Annotated in this window: 17 protein-coding genes; 6 read left to right on the top strand and 11 right to left on the bottom strand. The window is 47.2% G+C overall.

Annotated elements, in window-relative coordinates:
• Positions 1–118 precede the first annotated feature (118 nt).
• The 5 genes from lysC to OCV37_RS16920 all read right to left on the bottom strand — a co-directional run bounded on the left by lysC (position 119) and on the right by OCV37_RS16920 (position 1,949).
• Positions 119–325: an Rz1-like lysis system protein LysC gene (gene lysC / locus OCV37_RS16940; RefSeq protein ID WP_245609122.1), complete on the bottom strand. Its 207-nt coding sequence runs from the start codon at positions 323–325 to the stop codon at positions 119–121.
• Positions 312–650 carry a hypothetical protein gene (locus OCV37_RS16935; protein WP_038180976.1) on the bottom strand — a complete coding sequence of 113 codons (339 nt, stop codon included), beginning with the start codon at positions 648–650 and terminating at the stop codon, positions 312–314. The genes lysC and OCV37_RS16935 overlap by 14 nt, the downstream gene beginning before the upstream one ends.
• Positions 640–1,176, bottom strand: a complete 537-nt coding sequence (locus tag OCV37_RS16930) for a lysozyme (RefSeq protein ID WP_038180974.1) — start codon at positions 1,174–1,176, stop codon at positions 640–642. Before OCV37_RS16930 ends, OCV37_RS16935 begins: the two co-directional genes overlap by 11 nt.
• A gap of 27 nt (positions 1,177–1,203) precedes the next feature.
• The gene (locus OCV37_RS16925) at positions 1,204–1,482 is read right to left on the bottom strand and encodes a hypothetical protein (protein WP_072959891.1); all 279 of its coding nucleotides are present in this window, start codon (positions 1,480–1,482) and stop codon (positions 1,204–1,206) included.
• A gap of 89 nt (positions 1,483–1,571) precedes the next feature.
• Positions 1,572–1,949 (bottom strand): hypothetical protein, encoded by a 378-nt coding sequence (locus OCV37_RS16920; protein WP_157634956.1) that lies wholly within the window; start codon positions 1,947–1,949, stop codon positions 1,572–1,574.
• A gap of 310 nt (positions 1,950–2,259) precedes the next feature.
• Here OCV37_RS16920 and OCV37_RS16915 point away from each other — a divergent pair, with 310 nt between their 5' ends.
• Complete coding sequence (locus OCV37_RS16915) at positions 2,260–2,949, top strand: LexA family protein (RefSeq protein ID WP_038180968.1); 690 nt, start codon at positions 2,260–2,262, stop codon at positions 2,947–2,949.
• Between the two features lie 77 nt (positions 2,950–3,026).
• Here OCV37_RS16915 and OCV37_RS16910 read toward each other — a convergent pair whose 3' ends face one another.
• Together OCV37_RS16910 and OCV37_RS16905 are read right to left on the bottom strand one after the other, a co-directional pair.
• On the bottom strand, positions 3,027–4,328 hold the full coding sequence (locus OCV37_RS16910; protein WP_038180967.1) for an anaerobic C4-dicarboxylate transporter: 1,302 nt from the start codon (positions 4,326–4,328) through the stop codon (positions 3,027–3,029).
• A 767-nt stretch (positions 4,329–5,095) separates the two neighbouring features.
• Positions 5,096–6,112, bottom strand: coding sequence for a 1-aminocyclopropane-1-carboxylate deaminase (locus tag OCV37_RS16905; RefSeq protein WP_038180965.1), 1,017 nt, complete (start codon positions 6,110–6,112; stop codon positions 5,096–5,098).
• Between the two features lie 186 nt (positions 6,113–6,298).
• Between OCV37_RS16905 and OCV37_RS16900 the strand changes: the two genes are divergently transcribed.
• Positions 6,299–6,763 carry an Lrp/AsnC family transcriptional regulator gene (locus OCV37_RS16900; protein WP_038181036.1) on the top strand — a complete coding sequence of 155 codons (465 nt, stop codon included), beginning with the start codon at positions 6,299–6,301 and terminating at the stop codon, positions 6,761–6,763.
• A gap of 127 nt (positions 6,764–6,890) precedes the next feature.
• On the opposite strand, the gene OCV37_RS16895 is transcribed toward OCV37_RS16900, so the two are convergent.
• Positions 6,891–7,619: a MaoC family dehydratase gene (locus OCV37_RS16895; protein WP_038180963.1), complete on the bottom strand. Its 729-nt coding sequence runs from the start codon at positions 7,617–7,619 to the stop codon at positions 6,891–6,893.
• A 528-nt stretch (positions 7,620–8,147) separates the two neighbouring features.
• On the opposite strand from OCV37_RS16895, the gene OCV37_RS16890 reads away from it, so the two are divergent.
• Genes OCV37_RS16890 through OCV37_RS16875 form a run of 4 tightly spaced genes read left to right on the top strand, consistent with a single transcriptional unit; the run spans position 8,148 to position 11,702 of the window.
• Positions 8,148–9,029, top strand: coding sequence for a metal ABC transporter substrate-binding protein (locus tag OCV37_RS16890; RefSeq protein WP_038180962.1), 882 nt, complete (start codon positions 8,148–8,150; stop codon positions 9,027–9,029).
• A complete protein-coding gene (locus tag OCV37_RS16885; protein ID WP_038180959.1) occupies positions 9,026–9,925 on the top strand; it encodes a metal ABC transporter ATP-binding protein in 900 nt (299 codons plus the stop codon). The genes OCV37_RS16890 and OCV37_RS16885 overlap by 4 nt, the downstream gene beginning before the upstream one ends.
• A 5-nt stretch (positions 9,926–9,930) precedes the next feature.
• Entirely contained in the window at positions 9,931–10,824 is an 894-nt protein-coding gene (locus OCV37_RS16880) for an iron chelate uptake ABC transporter family permease subunit (RefSeq protein WP_038180956.1), read from the top strand.
• Positions 10,825–10,826: 2 nt separating this feature from the next.
• The gene (locus OCV37_RS16875; RefSeq protein ID WP_038180953.1) at positions 10,827–11,702 is read left to right on the top strand and encodes a metal ABC transporter permease; all 876 of its coding nucleotides are present in this window, start codon (positions 10,827–10,829) and stop codon (positions 11,700–11,702) included.
• A gap of 95 nt (positions 11,703–11,797) precedes the next feature.
• Here the strand turns inward: OCV37_RS16875 and OCV37_RS16870 are convergent, their stop codons facing one another.
• From OCV37_RS16870 to rbsK, 3 genes are all read right to left on the bottom strand, one after another.
• Complete coding sequence (locus OCV37_RS16870; protein ID WP_038180950.1) at positions 11,798–13,462, bottom strand: putative transporter; 1,665 nt, start codon at positions 13,460–13,462, stop codon at positions 11,798–11,800.
• 279 nt (positions 13,463–13,741) lie between these two features.
• On the bottom strand, positions 13,742–14,749 hold the full coding sequence (locus tag OCV37_RS16865) for a substrate-binding domain-containing protein (protein ID WP_038180947.1): 1,008 nt from the start codon (positions 14,747–14,749) through the stop codon (positions 13,742–13,744).
• Between the two features lie 39 nt (positions 14,750–14,788).
• Entirely contained in the window at positions 14,789–15,718 is a 930-nt protein-coding gene (rbsK, locus tag OCV37_RS16860) for a ribokinase (RefSeq protein WP_038180944.1), read from the bottom strand.
• Positions 15,719–15,882 lie beyond the last annotated feature (164 nt).

The following is a 15,882-nucleotide window of genomic DNA, read 5'->3' as shown; positions in this document are numbered from 1 at the left end:
TCTTCCTGTTTTCTGAAGCAACTCGGCTACAGAAATCACCAGAAAGATTTTTATGATAGGTCAACCGATTGAGACGAATGCTCGTGTCCGGCCACTCGGGCAACGGGGAGAAGCGGTGTTAATGGGTAACGTTAGACGCCCGCCATTGCAGATAATCCTCGGCCCGGGCAGCACACTGACTCAAAGCCGACTTCAGCCGGGGAATATCTTCCGTAACAACCTCCGGCCAGGTCCCGCTGATACTGGGTTTGTAGCAAGGTACAATGATGCCCTCCGGTGGCAATAGATATTGCGTCTGTATCACTGGTGGCTCAGTATGACTCACGCAACCGCTCAGTAACGCTGACAGGGACAACACAAGAATGACCGGATATTTCTTGTTGCAGGGTTTGAATCTCATGGCGTAGTTTTTCCTCGTTATCGGCACTGTTTCTGGCTCTTCTGATCAGAATCTGATTCATCTGTTCGCGCTCCTGAGACACCTGAGCCAGTACATTTTTTTGCATCATAATTTGCACACTGGACTGAGAGACTTGAGCCGTTAGTTTTTCATTTTCAGCAACCAGCCATTTAACTCTGAGTATGACACTCACCACACCAAGTCCCAGCAGCAGGAAAATGCCAAGTCTTACATATCCTTTAAAGATCATACATCACCTCAGCATCTGAAGGTGTATGGCCTAGTTTTATCAAAGCATCCTTGACTGAAATCTGTCCCAGACAGAGCTGGGTTTCAATTTCTCTGCGGGTCACAATTCCCCGACAGCGATTTTGTGCCACACGACAATCTTTGCCATTCAGATATACCCAGCGGTTAAACTCCTGACATGCCCCCTCAATATCCCGTTGCTTCAGTTTGCGATAGAGCGTTGAGCGGCGCAGCGCATTCGTCCCCAGGTTATAGCTGAAATCAAGGGCAGCAATATGCACATTTGGCGGCAGTTGATAATGTAGGTTTTCCAGAGGTTCATTGTGATAATTCAAAGAACTGGCAAGCATCATAGCGCACTGTTGATCACTGTAGGACATATCCTGACGCACACCGGCGGTTTCTCCGAAGCAGACCGTCCACACCCCGCCCGGATCCCGATAAGCCTCATGACGCTGACCTTCAAATGTGCCGGTAATCGCCACAGCACCAAAGAGCACCGTACCAATCAATCGGTTATATTTCATGCTGACCTCTATCTTGATTTTTTATCTTTACCTTTGTGACTGAAACAGAAACAAACGCACCAATGTAATACCAATGCCGATCACGGATAACGTCGTGCCAATGAGGAAAGCGATATCTGAACCGTACCAGACAAAGTTTCCAGCCAGAATGTCATGCAGACTTGAATTCATCATCGACTGATAATTTTCAGCACCCTGGGCAACGCTGACACCAACCCCCGTACCACTTCCAACAGCAATTGACATCGTTGCTTTTTCAGAAATAACAGCTCCCCCCTGTCCGGTTTTAAAAGAAAAAAGACTCATCGCAGCGTTTCTCCTGTCAGGCAGAAAGGACGATTTGTATTCATGTTGAATCGACTGAAATGATTCCCATCCGATCGGTTCCGGAACATTCATACTTCCTCATAGATATGTAACTTGTTCATATCCCGATCCCAATGCTTGAACAGATGTTTACTGGGATGTTTGCCTTTATCGCAGCGGTAGTCATGTTCCAGCCACGCCTGACAAATCGCATCGGTCGGTGCAAACTGATAGTGATACATCCGGGTTTTAAACCGGGCAGCAATGTCAGACAAACCCGACGCATGTTTTGCTGAGATCCCTTTCTGCACCATGTTGGTCACCGTGCTGTATTTCACCCCGAGATAATTGGCAATATATTCATAAGCTTTACATTTATTCATCGGCATCCGCCGCACTAAAGCAGAGAACGCATGATTCATGAGCTCTTTCCGCATCGCGTTGATTTCTACGCTGGTAAATTCCATGATTGATTTCCCCATTTCATAATTCTGATATCGCTTTAATCGCCGAAATATCACGTCTTTGCCATACTGAAAACCGGGTCAGGCACCCTTGCCTCACCACTATTTTGATAGCAATAGTAAGAAAACTTTCATTACATGTAAATATAATGACGTAATAAAATTTTCTTTTTGTGCGTAAAAATCATTACAAAAGTACTGTATACTTGGATTGAAAAGGGCTATGATGTGGGTTCGAAATGCGAACACTGGTCAGGGTTCCGGAAAGAAATAACCAATTGAGGGTATCCCGTTACCACGGGCACGATGATTTATGACTGTTGAATTAGGCGAACGGCTCAAAGCCAGACGAGAAAGTTTAGGGCTCACCCAAGACATGCTGACAGCCCGGGTGAAGGAGATAGATTCATCCCTAAGTCTCAACCGGATTACGATCAGCCAGATCGAAAATGGCATTCAATCCAGCATGAAAGACCGCTTATTGCTGGCCATGTCTAAAGCGCTGGAGTGTTCACCGGAATGGATCGTCTACGGCACCGATTCAGCGAACACCGAACTCTCGGATTCACCATCGCAGGCAAACGTCAGCAATGGCCCTTCAGTCTCAACCATGTGTCCGGTAATTTCCTGGGTAAAAGCCGGTGACTTTTCTGAAGCCGTGACACCGTACGCGCCCGACGAATACGAATATTACCCTTGCCCGGTACATAGCGGCCCCGGGACTTACATTCTGCGGGTCCGGGGGGACTCAATGGAACCTCGCTTTGAGGAAAATGATCTGATCTTTATTGATCCGAATCTTGTCGAGCCAGAACACAACAAGTTCGTTATCGCCATGCTGACCGATTCGGCAGAAGCAACATTCAAACAAATACAGGTCATCGATAATAAGAAGTATCTCAAAGCACTCAATCCCTCCTATCCGCCGGAGCTGCGCTTTTTGTCCATTAATGGCAACTGTCAGATTATCGGCACCGTGATTGCCCATATGAAGCCCATTTAACTGATTGAATACGGGAAAAAAAGGGGAGCAACGCTCCCCTTTCTCAAACATGAAAATCAATCGTCAGACCTGTCACACTAAAGTATCATTCCTCCGAAAATGAAGCCAAATGTGACCGCTGAAGTAATGGTGACCACCCCCGGAATAAAAAATGGATGGTTAAAGACATAGCTGCCAATTCGGGTTGAACCAGTATCATCCATCTCAACCGCAGCCAATAAGGTTGGGTAAGTGGGCAACACGAACAGCGCACTGACAGCTGCAAAAGACGCCACTGCGGTTAACGGTGCGACCCCGATTGCCAATGCCGCCGGCATCAAGGCAGTTGTTGTGGCACCTTGTGAATACAAAAGCATGGACGCAAAAAACAGCGTAATTGCCAGCATCCACGGATATTGTTCGAGAATATGAGCAGACAGCGCTTTAATCTCGTTGATATGACCGGAGACAAAAGTATCACCTAACCAAGCCACGCCAAGCACACAAACACAAGCGCTCATCCCGGATTTAAATGTTGAAACCGAGGTGATTTTTGAGGCATCAATCTTAGTAAACAGAATGATCGCCGTGGCAGCCATCAGCATAATTGCCATGATCGCTTCATTACGGCCAATTGCCGGCTCGGTAATTAAACCCACCGCTTTACTAATCATGGTTGCATAAGCCACCACCGCAACAATGGCAACCACAAAGATATAAACCGACATTTTTGCAGACGGCAGAATATCACGTTGGGTCGCACCACGGACTTTAATCAATCCTTTTGCCAGACGTTCCTGATAAATCGGGTCATCTTCCAGATCTTTACCTAAGAAATTAGCGACGAAAGCACCAATCATACAGGCCATAAATGTCGTCGGAATACACACAGCCAACAATTTCAGATAGCCGACACCAAGCGGCTCAAGAATGCCGGAGAAAAAAACGACCGCAGCAGAAATCGGAGATGCCGTAATCGCAATTTGAGAAGCAACCACAGCAATAGAGAGAGGACGTGATGGTCTGACTTTTTGTTCTTTCGCCACTTCAGCAATCACCGGTAAGGTTGAAAATGCCGTATGACCTGTACCGGCTAAAAGTGTCATCATAAAAGTGACGATCGGCGCATAAAAGGTAATTTGTTTGGGATTTTTTCTTAAAAACTTCTCTGCCAGGTCAACCAGCCAGTCCATTCCACCGGCAACTTGCATTGCTGCAATTGCAGTAATCACGGACATAATGATTAAAATTACATCGACCGGGATCGTCCCTGCATGCATTCCCAGCCCCATTGTCAAAATGATGACCCCCGCCCCACCGGCAAATCCAATGCCAATACCGCCAATCCTAGCGCCGAGAAAAATGAAGAGCAGGACAATAAACAGCTCTACTGCTACCATGATGATACCTCGTTAAGTTATTGCATTTTAAATAATAATTTTTATTTCAATATCGAATAATCACTTAGTGGGCCAATTGATAGCAGATCCATTGCAAGCACCCTCTCACAAACTAAAATCCCTTACGTCTTAACCATTCAATAAAGACTTTAATTTACGAATTCCGTCTTGCTTTTTGTTACAGGAAATCAAATGATAGATAACCTCCTTATCACAAAAATAGATTGATGAAATTAATATATTTCCTCAACTCACAAATAAAAAAACACACTATATTTACATTTGAAACAATTAAAAAATTTAAGCAATCGATTCAAGTTTAATTATTTCCTGTCAACGAAACAGAAACGTTAAATTGATAAATATCGCGATTGCTTCATATTCAATGACAAGAGAATAAACGGGAGGTATCTTGATTGATTCATCTGATTGAGGGAGACGGACAGACAATTATGGGAAACATCTCTCATATGCATCATCAAGGTTCCTTAGTTTATTATGTTGGAAATCATGCTATGACCCCCAACCACCAAAATATAAGAATCCTTTCTGAACAAAGATTAGTTTAAAAATCCATCCTGATTTGCGCTCATCATACCGCACCAACGCAAAAATAACAGTACTTAGATCACCTTTTTGGTGCATCTTGTTATTGACTAAAAAATAAATAAAGAAAAATTGATCTCAATAGAATAATGAATTGCTCGAAATGATCTGGCACAACAAATATTATGCCAGATATCAATGAATAAATTGATTTTAATCAATTAGCCATTACGATAAATATAACTATAAGCATTAATCGCCGGAACACCACCTAAATGTGCATATAGAACTTTGGCACCTTTCGGGAAAAACCCCTGACGGGTTAAATCAATCAAACCCTGCATCGATTTTCCTTCGTAGACCGGATCGGTCATCATTCCTTCCGTCCGTGCGGCAATCCGAATCGCTTCATTGGTTTCCTCAGAAGGAACGCCATAAGCCGGATAAGCGTAATCGTCGATAATCACAATATCCTCTGCGCTGATTTCCTGACCCAATTCAACTAAATCAGCGGTGTGCCGGGCAATCCGTAACACCTGCTCGTGATTTTGCTCTGGTGTCCCTGAAGCATCGATACCAATCACTTTTTGCGCCCGGCCATCCGCCGCAAACCCAACCACCATACCGGCCATAGTTGAGCCCGTTACGGTACACACCACAATATAATCAAATTTGATTCCCATTTCGGCTTCTTGTTCGCGGACTTCTTCGGCAAACCGAACATACCCCAGCCCACCGTATGGATGCTCCGATGCACCGGCAGGAATCGGATAAGGCACCCCGCCTTTTGCTTTCACATCTTCGATAGCATTTTCCCAGCTTTCTCGAATCCCGATATCAAATCCTTCGTCGACAAGCTCAATCTCAGCCCCCATAACCCGACTCATCAGAATATTTCCGACCCGATCATAGACAGCATCCTGAAATGGCACCCAACTTTCCTGAACCAGCCGACATTTCATCCCGATTTTCGCCGCCGTCGCAGCCACCAAACGAGTATGGTTTGACTGCACACCACCAATGGTGACTAATGTATCTGCGCCACTGGCAAGCGCATCCGGGACAATATATTCCAGCTTACGAATCTTGTTGCCACCAAAAGCCAGCCCACAGTTGCAATCTTCCCGCTTGGCATAAATCTCAATCTCGCCTCCCAGAAACTCACTCAGACGACTGAGCTTTTCAATCGGGGTCGGACCGAAATTAAGCGGATAACGTTCAAACTTCTCCAATTTCATAACAGATTTCCTTATATACGATGACCAGTCCAATCAATCCTGTTGGTCAGGATATGCATTTAGATTACTCAATCTGAAATGAAATGTGCTTCCGATTTATTTTCATTTTTTTCATATAAATTTTACAAATGAATCATGAATCGTTATTTTAATAAATTAACTCGCATCAAAATGAAAGATTATTCCATGAACCAGTCACTCGATCGTATCGATTTGAAACTTTTGCGCCTGCTACAGCAAGACGGCAGAGCGAGTAATGCCGTTCTGGCGGAGAAAACCAATATTAGTCCGGCAACATGTCACCGTCGCATTGAACGCCTGTTCAAACAAGGAACCATTCAATCCGTCAGAGCAGACATCAATCCGCAGGATATTGATTTAGGGACATTGGTGACCGTCGGCGTGGTGTTGGATCGTTCAACCCCGGAGAGCTTTGCCGAGTTTGAAGCGGCAATTGTTCGCCTGCCCGTGATTATTGACTGCCAGTTAGTTGCGGGTGAATTTGATTATTTTCTCCGGGTTCGGGTTCAGGATATGACAGATTTCAATCAACTGCATGCCAGTCAGCTGATCGCCCTGCCCGGGGTCCGGCAGATCCGGACTTTCTTTGTCATGAAAGAAGTCATTCACCACGCGCCGTTACGATTCTGATTGACCGGTCTGATGATCGTCATGGCAGAGCATCGGCCGAGAAATTCCGCATAAAAAAACGGGGCCTTCTTAAAGCCCCGTTTCTCTGTTCAGATCAAAATATGTCAAACAAACATGATGTTGCAATCTAGAAGTGCAGTTGAATCACCGAAACAACGATACACCCAGGACGTCTCACGCCTTCAATCTCAACACGAATTTCACGCTCGATTTCCAGCCCTTTACGCACTGGCGTCACTTTCGTCAGAATGCTTTTCGCCCGAACACGATCACCCGATTTCACCGGATACGGAAAGCGAACCTGATTCAGGCCAACATTCACAACCATTTTTGCAGTCGGAAATAGCGGCACCTCAGGATTAACGCTATCGGTCAGCTTCGGCAACAATGCCAACGTCAGAAAACCATGTGCAATGGTCGTCTTGAACGGTGATTCCGTTGATGCCCGCTCAGGATCCGTATGGATCCACTGTGTATCTTCAGTGACAGAACCAAATTGATTAATCCGGTCTTGGTCAACATGCAACCAATCTCCAACGTGGATCACTTCACCAATTTTCTCCCGGAGCTCTTCATATAAAGCTTGAGCTTCAGGGTTTAACTTCAGCGATTCTTGATCGAAAATTGCAGATTCACGCTTTAACGCAATATCATCTGCATCGTTCGGCAGGCTAACCTCTTCATTTACCGCTGGTTGATGAAAATCTCTGATCCACGAAAACAGGTGAAAATTATTCGTTTTTGTCAGCAACTCTTCCCAATACTCGCGCATCGCCGGCGGCATTTTCTGCATCAGTTCTGCATGCTGCTTGCTTAATATTTCACCACGTTGTTTGAACAGTTCTACGACTTTCATCTCAACTCCTTGCTTCATTATTATGAAGTCTATAACGGTTTGATTTTGAACCACTTCACATAAAGGTGCAAATACTTTCGGGCGTACATGCGTTAACCGAACACTGTTTTTTATATATTTTTCATTAGGTTACGAATAAAACGCCATTTTATTAGATCGATAATTCAACACAGGTACGATCACCCGGAATTCAGGGCATCCGTTGGCTCCGAATGAGCCCTGATTCAAATTTTAATCTTATAAATCAATCAGATATGATGTTAATTTTTCTCTTATCAGTCTGACTGACGAAAAGCGGTGAAAAAACAACCTGTTTGTCTATTTCATACAAAATCAGTGCCATCATGCACAAAAATGCTGCCATTTTAGCCATTCACCATCGGCCGCCATTTTCCCATCGTTTCTGCCTATTACAGATATCGGTCCGACAGATGGAATACTTGACTATGCTAAGTAGACAACCCAACATATTTAAATGATAATCATTATCACATAGAAGTTTCAATCAGGCCTGAAGGTAGCGATTGTATGAAAAAATATCTCATAACCACATTGTATTGCACGCTGATACTCTTACCCGGCACAGCCTTAGCGAAGTTTAAGGTGGTAACGACATTTACCATTATTCAGGACATGGCACAGCATATTGCCGGAGATGCTGCCGAGGTGGTCTCTCTGACCAAGCCCGGCGCAGAAATTCACAACTATCAGCCGACTCCGAGAGATATCATCAAAGCGCAGTCCGCTGATCTGGTTTTATGGAATGGCCTCAATCTGGAGCAGTGGTTCCAACGCTTTTTCTCTCATGTGAAAGACGTGCCTTCGGTAGTGGTCAGCGCGGGGATTGAGCCACTCTCGATTTACGCCGGCCCTTATAAAGACAAACCCAATCCCCATGCATGGATGTCACCACAAAATGCTTTGATCTACGTCGAAAATATCCGTCAGGCACTGGTGAAATACGATCCCAGTCATACCGCGACCTACAATCACAATGCTCAGGTCTATCTGGAAAAGATCAAACAACTGAATGACCATATCCGAACACAACTGGCAGCCATTCCGGCACAAAAACGCTGGCTGGTCACCAGTGAAGGTGCTTTCAGCTATCTGGCAAGAGACTACGGGTTAAAAGAAGCGTTTCTCTGGCCGATCAATGCCGATCAGCAAGGCACACCCCAGCAAGTCAAAGCTTTAATCGATACCATCCATCAACATCATATCCGCGTGCTGTTCAGTGAGAGTACGATCTCTGACCGCCCGGCCAAGCAGGTTGCCAGAGAAACCGGGGCAACTTACGGGGGGATTCTTTATGTTGATTCCCTGTCGACCCAAAACGGGCCGGTCCCGACTTATCTTGACCTGCTCAAAGTCACCACCGATACCATCGTTAGAGGATTACGCTCATGACTCATTCCCCCGTCACACTGCAAGCAACTCAAGTGAGTGTTACTTACAATAATGGGTTTAAAGCAATTCATGATGTCAGTTTCAGCCTCCAGGGTGGTACTATCTGCGCGTTGGTGGGCGTCAACGGCGGTGGTAAATCAACCCTCTTCAAAAGCATCATGGGGCTCGTCAAAACCTCACAGGGGGAAATTCTTCTCTCTCATCGCCCGGTCCGGCAAGCACTCAAACAAAATCAGGTCGCTTATGTGCCGCAGAGTGAAGACATTGACTGGCACTTTCCGATTCTGGTTCAGGACGTCGTGATGCAAGGGCGCTATGGTTTTATGAACTTTCTGCGTCGCCCGAGCCTCACCGATAAAGCCAAAGTTCAACAAGCGATGCAACGCATGGGCATTGAAGCACTGGCAGACCGTCAAATCGGAGAGCTCTCCGGCGGGCAAAAAAAGCGGGTTTTTCTCGCCCGGGCACTCGCACAGGAAAGTAAGATCATCTTACTCGATGAGCCGTTTACCGGAGTCGATTTCACCACCGAAGAAGCGATCATGCATCTGCTGCGGGAGCTTCGTGAAGAAGGTCATCTGATCTTAGTCTCGACCCATAATCTGGGTAACATTCCCGATTACTGCAATGAAGTGGTGTTTATTAACCGCACCATTGTTGCCGCCGGTAATCTTCAGGAGACCTTCACACAACAGAACCTGATCGCCACCTTCGGCGGCGTGCTCAAACATGTCGGGATTCTCGGTGAAACGCTACATCAGGATCAGGACGAACGCGCGGTCACGATTCTCTCAGACCATGAAAAACCGGCCGTTTTTTATGGCAAAGATCAACACAGTGCCACGCTGATCCGGGACGGCCAGCCTCCCGAACAACCACAGCCAGCATCGAGGTAGCCGCTATGTTGGAACTCCTGCTCGAACCGCTGCACTATCAATATATGCAGCATGCCATTTTAAGTAGTGCGATTGTCGGCGCGGTGTGCGCGTTCTTATCCGCGTTTCTGATGCTCAAAGGCTGGTCACTGATTGGTGATGCCCTGTCGCATTCTGTGGTTCCCGGCGTTGCCGGTGCCTATGCACTGGGCTTGCCTTACTCTGTCGGTGCATTCATCGCCGGCTTTCTGGCTTCAATTGGGATTGCCTTGCTACGCACGCTCTCCCATTTGAAAGAAGATGCCATTATCGGCTTCATTTTCACCACCTTTTTTGCTGCCGGTCTGCTGTTAATTTCACTCAATCCGACGTCAATAAATATAGAAGGGATTATTTTCGGCAGCATCTTGACCGTCAGCCAGTCTGACTTAACCCAAATGCTGATCATTGCCGGTGTATCATTTGTGCTGCTGACACTGCTGTGGAAGGATCTCATGCTGGTGTTTTTCGATGAAACACAAGCTTCATCCGTGGGTCTGTCACCAACCATACTGAAAGTGGTGTTCTTTACCATTCTCAGTGCTTGTACGGTGGCATCACTCCAAACCGTCGGGGCCATTCTGGTGATTGCGATGGTTATCACACCGGGAGCGACCGCATACTTGCTGACTGACCGGTTTGGCCTGTTGTTAATCATTGCCATCACGCTCGGTTTTGTCACCAGTGCTCTAGGCGCTTATCTCAGCTATTACCTCAATGGCGCAACGGGCGGCACCATTGTCCTGCTGCAAACGATCATCTTCCTCTGCGCATTTTTCTTTGCGCCCAAATATGGCGTACTCGCAAACCGGAGAAATGCCAGAGATCGTGCCTCATCTGACGAGACACACACTCGCAACACCGTCACATCAGGAGGTTAAGGATGGATCATCTCATTCACTGGTTCAGTGAACCTTTCCAGTATGAATTTATGCAGCGTGCGCTATGGGCTGGGCTCGCTGTCGGGGCAGTCTGTGCGGTGCTTTCTTGTTATCTGGTGCTCAAAGGCTGGTCACTGATGGGCGATGCCATCTCTCATGCTGTATTACCGGGGATCGTCATTGCCTACGCACTGGGAATCGCGCTACCGATCGGCGCCTTTATCTCCGGCCTGACTTGCGCCCTGATGAGTGGCTATATCAAGGAAAATTGCCGGGTCAAAGAAGACACCGTCATGGGCATTGTTTACTCAGGTATGTTTGCACTGGGTCTGATCCTTTTTACCAAGATACAAACTGATCAGCACCTGCTGCATATTCTGTTTGGCAATATGCTCGGGATTCAGGATTATGAATTCACTCAAACCGTGACCCTATCCTTAATTGTGTTTGCCATTATTGTCCTATTCAGGAAAGATTTCTTACTTTACTGCTTTGACCGCAGCCATGCGCGGGTCGTCGGATTGCCCGTCGTGCTGATTCACTATGGTTTATTGGTATTACTGTCACTGACCATCGTCGCAACCATTCAGGCTGTCGGCGTCATTATGGTAGTCGCGATGCTGATCGCACCGGGCATGACCGCATTTATTCTCACCAGACAGTTTGCCCGGATGATGTGGATTGCACTGGGCGTGTCGCTGAGCTCAATTGTTCTCGGTATTCTGATCAGTTTTCACATTGACGGCGCAACCAGTGCCTGTATCGTACTCGTTCAGGCAGCATTTTTTATGCTGGCACTGACCTTCGCCAAGCTCAACAGCCGAATGGCAAGGCTGAACGGACCGGCATCAGAGACACATCCGGTATCGTCTCATTAATCGCCATCCGGCCCGGACAGACACAAAAATACCGCCATCCGGCGGTATTTTTATGCCACGATTGATGCGACGACGCATCATCCGTGAAACATCAATCAGGCAGCCACCCACAGCAGCACCGCGATCACTTGCGGTGTGAGGATCCTTAAACACATCACTAACGGATAAACCGTCGCATAAGCCAGTGATGAAGCGCCGCTGGTCGCATGCATCGCATTGGCAAATGCCAGCGCCGGTGGATCGGTCATCGACCCGGCCATTAATCCGCAAATCGTCAGATAGTTCACCTTACCGAAAAAGCGTGCGAACAGGCCGACAGTCAGCAGCGGAATTAACGTAATGACTATCCCGTACCCCATCCAGGTCAATCCTTCTCCATCGAGTATGGTGGTAAAGAAATCCCCGCCAGAACTAATCCCAACCACGGCCAGAAAGAGCACAATCCCAATTTCCCGGAGAGCAAGGTTGGCACTGGGCGGCATAAACCAGTAAAGCCGACCGATACTACCGATTCTTGCCAAGATAATCGCAACAATTAACGGACCACCGGCAAGCCCCAGTTTCAGCGGTGCCGGTAAATGCGGCAGCTGAAACGGAATCGACCCGAGCAACACCCCTAAACCGATACCGATAAAAATCGGCAACATCTGCACATGATGCAGCTTACTGGCCGTATTGCCGAGCATTTTGCCGACATATTCAATATCTTCTTTCTGGCCGACAATATACAGGATATCCCCGAACTGCAGCACCGAATCATGGCTCGCCACCAGCTCAACACCCGCCCGGTTCAAACGAGAAATGACCACGTTATGTTTATATTTCAGACTCAGCTCGCCTAAATGCTTGCCGAGCACTTTCTCGTTGGTCACGACCACCCGGTCACTTTTCAGCACGGTGCCCTTGGTGGACAACGACTCTGACACCTCACGCCCGACAATTAAAACCGCTTTATGCAACAGTTCCTGACGGTCACTGACAAAATGCAGATAATCGCCGACATTCAGTATGGTGTCTTCGCCGGGAACAACCAGATTCCCCTGCGTTTTCATTCTTGAGCAGACCACCCCCTGACCAAGCAGAGGTAACAATTCAGCAAACTTCATCTGATCCAGATTGGGATTTTCGATCATCACATTAACCGACAGCAGATCTTTGCTCTTACCCAGACTGCGGTTGTCATAAGACTCTGCTTCTTTATCGACATTGATTTCGAACACAATCCGGATAATCCACATCGACAGCAGAATGCCGATAATCCCGAACGGATAGGCCATCGCATAACCCAGACCCAGCATATCGACCTGACTGTCGATTTCTCCCAGCTCATGCAAAATCTGCTGTCCGGCAGCCAGAGAAGGCGTATTGGTCACCGCACCGGAGTAAATACCGAGGAAAATATGCAGCGGGATATTAAAAATGAAATGAAGGATCACAGCCGTCAAACCACCGACAAAAACGATACCGGCGGCCAGTCCGTTCAGCTTGAGACCACTACTTTTCAGCGATGCAAAAAAACCCGGCCCGACCTGAATCCCGATGGTGTACACAAACAGAATCAACCCGAATTCTTTAATGAAATGCATAGCATGACTATCAAGATGCCAGCCAAACTGGTTGATGAAATGCCCGACGAAAATTCCGCCAAACAGCACGCCACCGATCCCGAGCCCGACACCTTTGATTTTCAAGCCACCTAACCACAACCCAATCACTGCCACTAAGGACAGGACGAGTATCGAGAGTGCGACTTCGCCCATAGTTATTACTTCCGTTATCAGATTTAAAAAATGAAAAAATTAAATTTATCTGCACTGAATAAAATAGTTTTGAATTGAAGCGTGCAAAAAATAAACGTTCTGAAATAAGTCTATAACCTTCGATCTGACCTATTTTTGATAAAGGTTAAAATTTGCAACAATAATTGGCATTCAGGAAAACGAAGTGTTCAATTTGTGAGGGCAATAGGTTCAACGATTCTATTTAATGATTTTTATCTGTTTTAAATGTGCATCGCTGGTGGAAATACGGATGCGCAATCACGCGGTATATTCACGGACACTATCCCGAACCACCAGTGTCGGTTCAAGATGAACCACTTGAGCATCGGTTTTGTGTTTATCAAGGCGGTTGACCAACGCCTCCACCGCAGCAGTGCCTAAACGATGCTTGGGCTGGTGGATGGTTGTCAGCGGTGGGGTCATAAACTTAGCAATATAAATATCATCGTAACCGATGATCGACAGATCCTGAGGAATCCGGATATTCCGGGCATGTGCGGCATTCACCACCCCCATCGCCATCATATCGTTTCCGACAAACAGAGCGCTGGGCAGTGAACCGCGCTGACAAATACGCTCAAACGCATCCACACCGCCGTCACATTCAAAATTAGCTTCCGCGATCCAAGCCGGGTTAATCGGTAGTTTGGCTTCTGTCATGGCTTTTTTAAAGCCTTCATAACGCATATAAGCCTGATGTAGCTTCAACGGACCTGTGATACACCCAATCTCTCGATGACCCCGTTCAATCAGATAATTGGTCGCCATAAACCCGCCGAGCAACGAATTATCCTGAATTTTATCGCAGGAAAAATGAACCGGGCCACGGTCCATCACCACCACAGGCACTTCCGGGAACCGATCAAACGCATCGATGTGCTCGCCTTCCAGCGCAGAACACATCAAAATCAGACCATCGACCCGCTTTTCAAGCAAGGTATTGATCGATTCTTTCATCCGATGGTCATCCCCTTCGGTGTTACATAAGATGAGATTGTAACCCTTTTGATAGCAACTCCGCTCCACCCCCTTCACCACTTCACCGAAGAACGGATTGGTCGAGGTCGTCACTAACATACCGAGAGTTTTAGTTCGATTCATTTTGAGGCTACGTGCCAGCGCAGACGGTGAATAATTCAGATCTTTCGCCGCCTGATTGACCCGGGCGGCAATTTCATCACTCACATAACGGGTTTTATTGATCACATGGCTCACCGTTGATGTGGAAACGCCGGCACGTTTGGCAATATCTTTCATCGTCGCCATGTGATCTCTCCTTGGTGAGTTCTTTGTCTACATCATGACTTAGTTGTCAGCATCTCGTTCTGCCAGAAAAGCATCCACTTCCTGACGCGCCGGGATCGACGTCTGTGCGCCAAAACGGGTCACCGAAATGGCAGCCGATGCATGGGCAAAACGAATCGCACGCTGCATTGAAAGCCCCTCTAATAACCCGGTCACCAGAGCACCATTAAACGTATCACCGGCGGCGGTGGTATCAATCGCATCAACCCGGAATCCGGCAATCACGGTTCCCTGTCCGTTCTCGCTGAGCCAGACCCCTTTCGCACCCAAGGTAATCAGTACCGTGGTAATCCCTTTCTCATGCAAAACCGCAGCGGCACGCGCAGCACTTTGCTCATCTGTGACCGCAATGCCTGTCAGCACTTCGGCTTCAGTCTCATTCGGCGTAATCATATCCACACAGCTCAGCAGCTCATCCGGCAACGAACGAGCCGGTGCAGGATTAAGAATGACTTGCGTACTCGCCGCTTTGGCAGCCTGAGCACCACGAATCACCCCGTCAAGCGGTGTTTCCAGCTGAGTCAGAAAATACTCTGCCTGCGCAATGCGCGCCAGATCGCTCTCCAGAGCGTCAGCCGTCAGGCGGGCATTGGCTTCAGAAGAGATACAAATCGCATTTTCACCGCTGTCCGTGACCTGAATCATCGCAATCCCAGTCGGACAATCCGGCTGAATCTTAACCCCGGAAATATCCATCCCGTCCAGCTTAAAGCTTTCCCGGATATTCACCCCGAACGGATCATCACCGACACTGGCTATAAAACTGATATCGGCTCCCAAACGAGCAGCAGCAACCGCCTGATTGGCTCCCTTTCCACCAGGAATCACCTGATAATCATGTCCGTGAAGTGTTTCTCCCGGACGGGGAAAAGTCGGAACCCGCAACACATGATCAGCGTTCACACTGCCAAGTACAACTAATTTACTCATAAGGCTTTCCTCGAAAATCAGCTTAATATATGCAAGGTCTGAACTCTCGTTATGCACAATGCTAGATAATGCAGACCTTGCCGATATCAGATTTCTTTTTATATCGAAACTCGTGATGTGCGGCAGATATTCACTGACACACCCGCGAAAAAAGGCAGGTCAGC

Origin of the sequence: Vibrio rhizosphaerae, from assembly GCF_024347095.1 — a bacterium.
Classification (GTDB): domain Bacteria; phylum Pseudomonadota; class Gammaproteobacteria; order Enterobacterales; family Vibrionaceae; genus Vibrio; species Vibrio rhizosphaerae.
The sequence above is the reverse complement of the archived record's forward strand: the minus strand, read 5'-3'. Positions and strand labels throughout refer to the sequence as shown.

Coding starts and splice junctions, on each gene's coding strand:
- OCV37_RS16935 (WP_038180976.1), bottom strand. CDS start 650: ATGATCTTTAAAGGATATGTAAGACTTGGCATTTTCCTGCTGCTGGGA.
- OCV37_RS16930 (WP_038180974.1), bottom strand. CDS start 1,176: ATGAAATATAACCGATTGATTGGTACGGTGCTCTTTGGTGCTGTGGCG.
- OCV37_RS16925 (WP_072959891.1), bottom strand. CDS start 1,482: ATGAGTCTTTTTTCTTTTAAAACCGGACAGGGGGGAGCTGTTATTTCT.
- OCV37_RS16920 (WP_157634956.1), bottom strand. CDS start 1,949: ATGGAATTTACCAGCGTAGAAATCAACGCGATGCGGAAAGAGCTCATG.
- OCV37_RS16915 (WP_038180968.1), top strand. CDS start 2,260: ATGACTGTTGAATTAGGCGAACGGCTCAAAGCCAGACGAGAAAGTTTA.
- OCV37_RS16910 (WP_038180967.1), bottom strand. CDS start 4,328: ATGGTAGCAGTAGAGCTGTTTATTGTCCTGCTCTTCATTTTTCTCGGC.
- OCV37_RS16905 (WP_038180965.1), bottom strand. CDS start 6,112: ATGAAATTGGAGAAGTTTGAACGTTATCCGCTTAATTTCGGTCCGACC.
- OCV37_RS16900 (WP_038181036.1), top strand. CDS start 6,299: ATGAACCAGTCACTCGATCGTATCGATTTGAAACTTTTGCGCCTGCTA.
- OCV37_RS16895 (WP_038180963.1), bottom strand. CDS start 7,619: ATGAAAGTCGTAGAACTGTTCAAACAACGTGGTGAAATATTAAGCAAG.
- OCV37_RS16890 (WP_038180962.1), top strand. CDS start 8,148: ATGAAAAAATATCTCATAACCACATTGTATTGCACGCTGATACTCTTA.
- OCV37_RS16885 (WP_038180959.1), top strand. CDS start 9,026: ATGACTCATTCCCCCGTCACACTGCAAGCAACTCAAGTGAGTGTTACT.
- OCV37_RS16880 (WP_038180956.1), top strand. CDS start 9,931: ATGTTGGAACTCCTGCTCGAACCGCTGCACTATCAATATATGCAGCAT.
- OCV37_RS16875 (WP_038180953.1), top strand. CDS start 10,827: ATGGATCATCTCATTCACTGGTTCAGTGAACCTTTCCAGTATGAATTT.
- OCV37_RS16870 (WP_038180950.1), bottom strand. CDS start 13,462: ATGGGCGAAGTCGCACTCTCGATACTCGTCCTGTCCTTAGTGGCAGTG.
- OCV37_RS16865 (WP_038180947.1), bottom strand. CDS start 14,749: ATGGCGACGATGAAAGATATTGCCAAACGTGCCGGCGTTTCCACATCA.
- rbsK (WP_038180944.1), bottom strand. CDS start 15,718: ATGAGTAAATTAGTTGTACTTGGCAGTGTGAACGCTGATCATGTGTTG.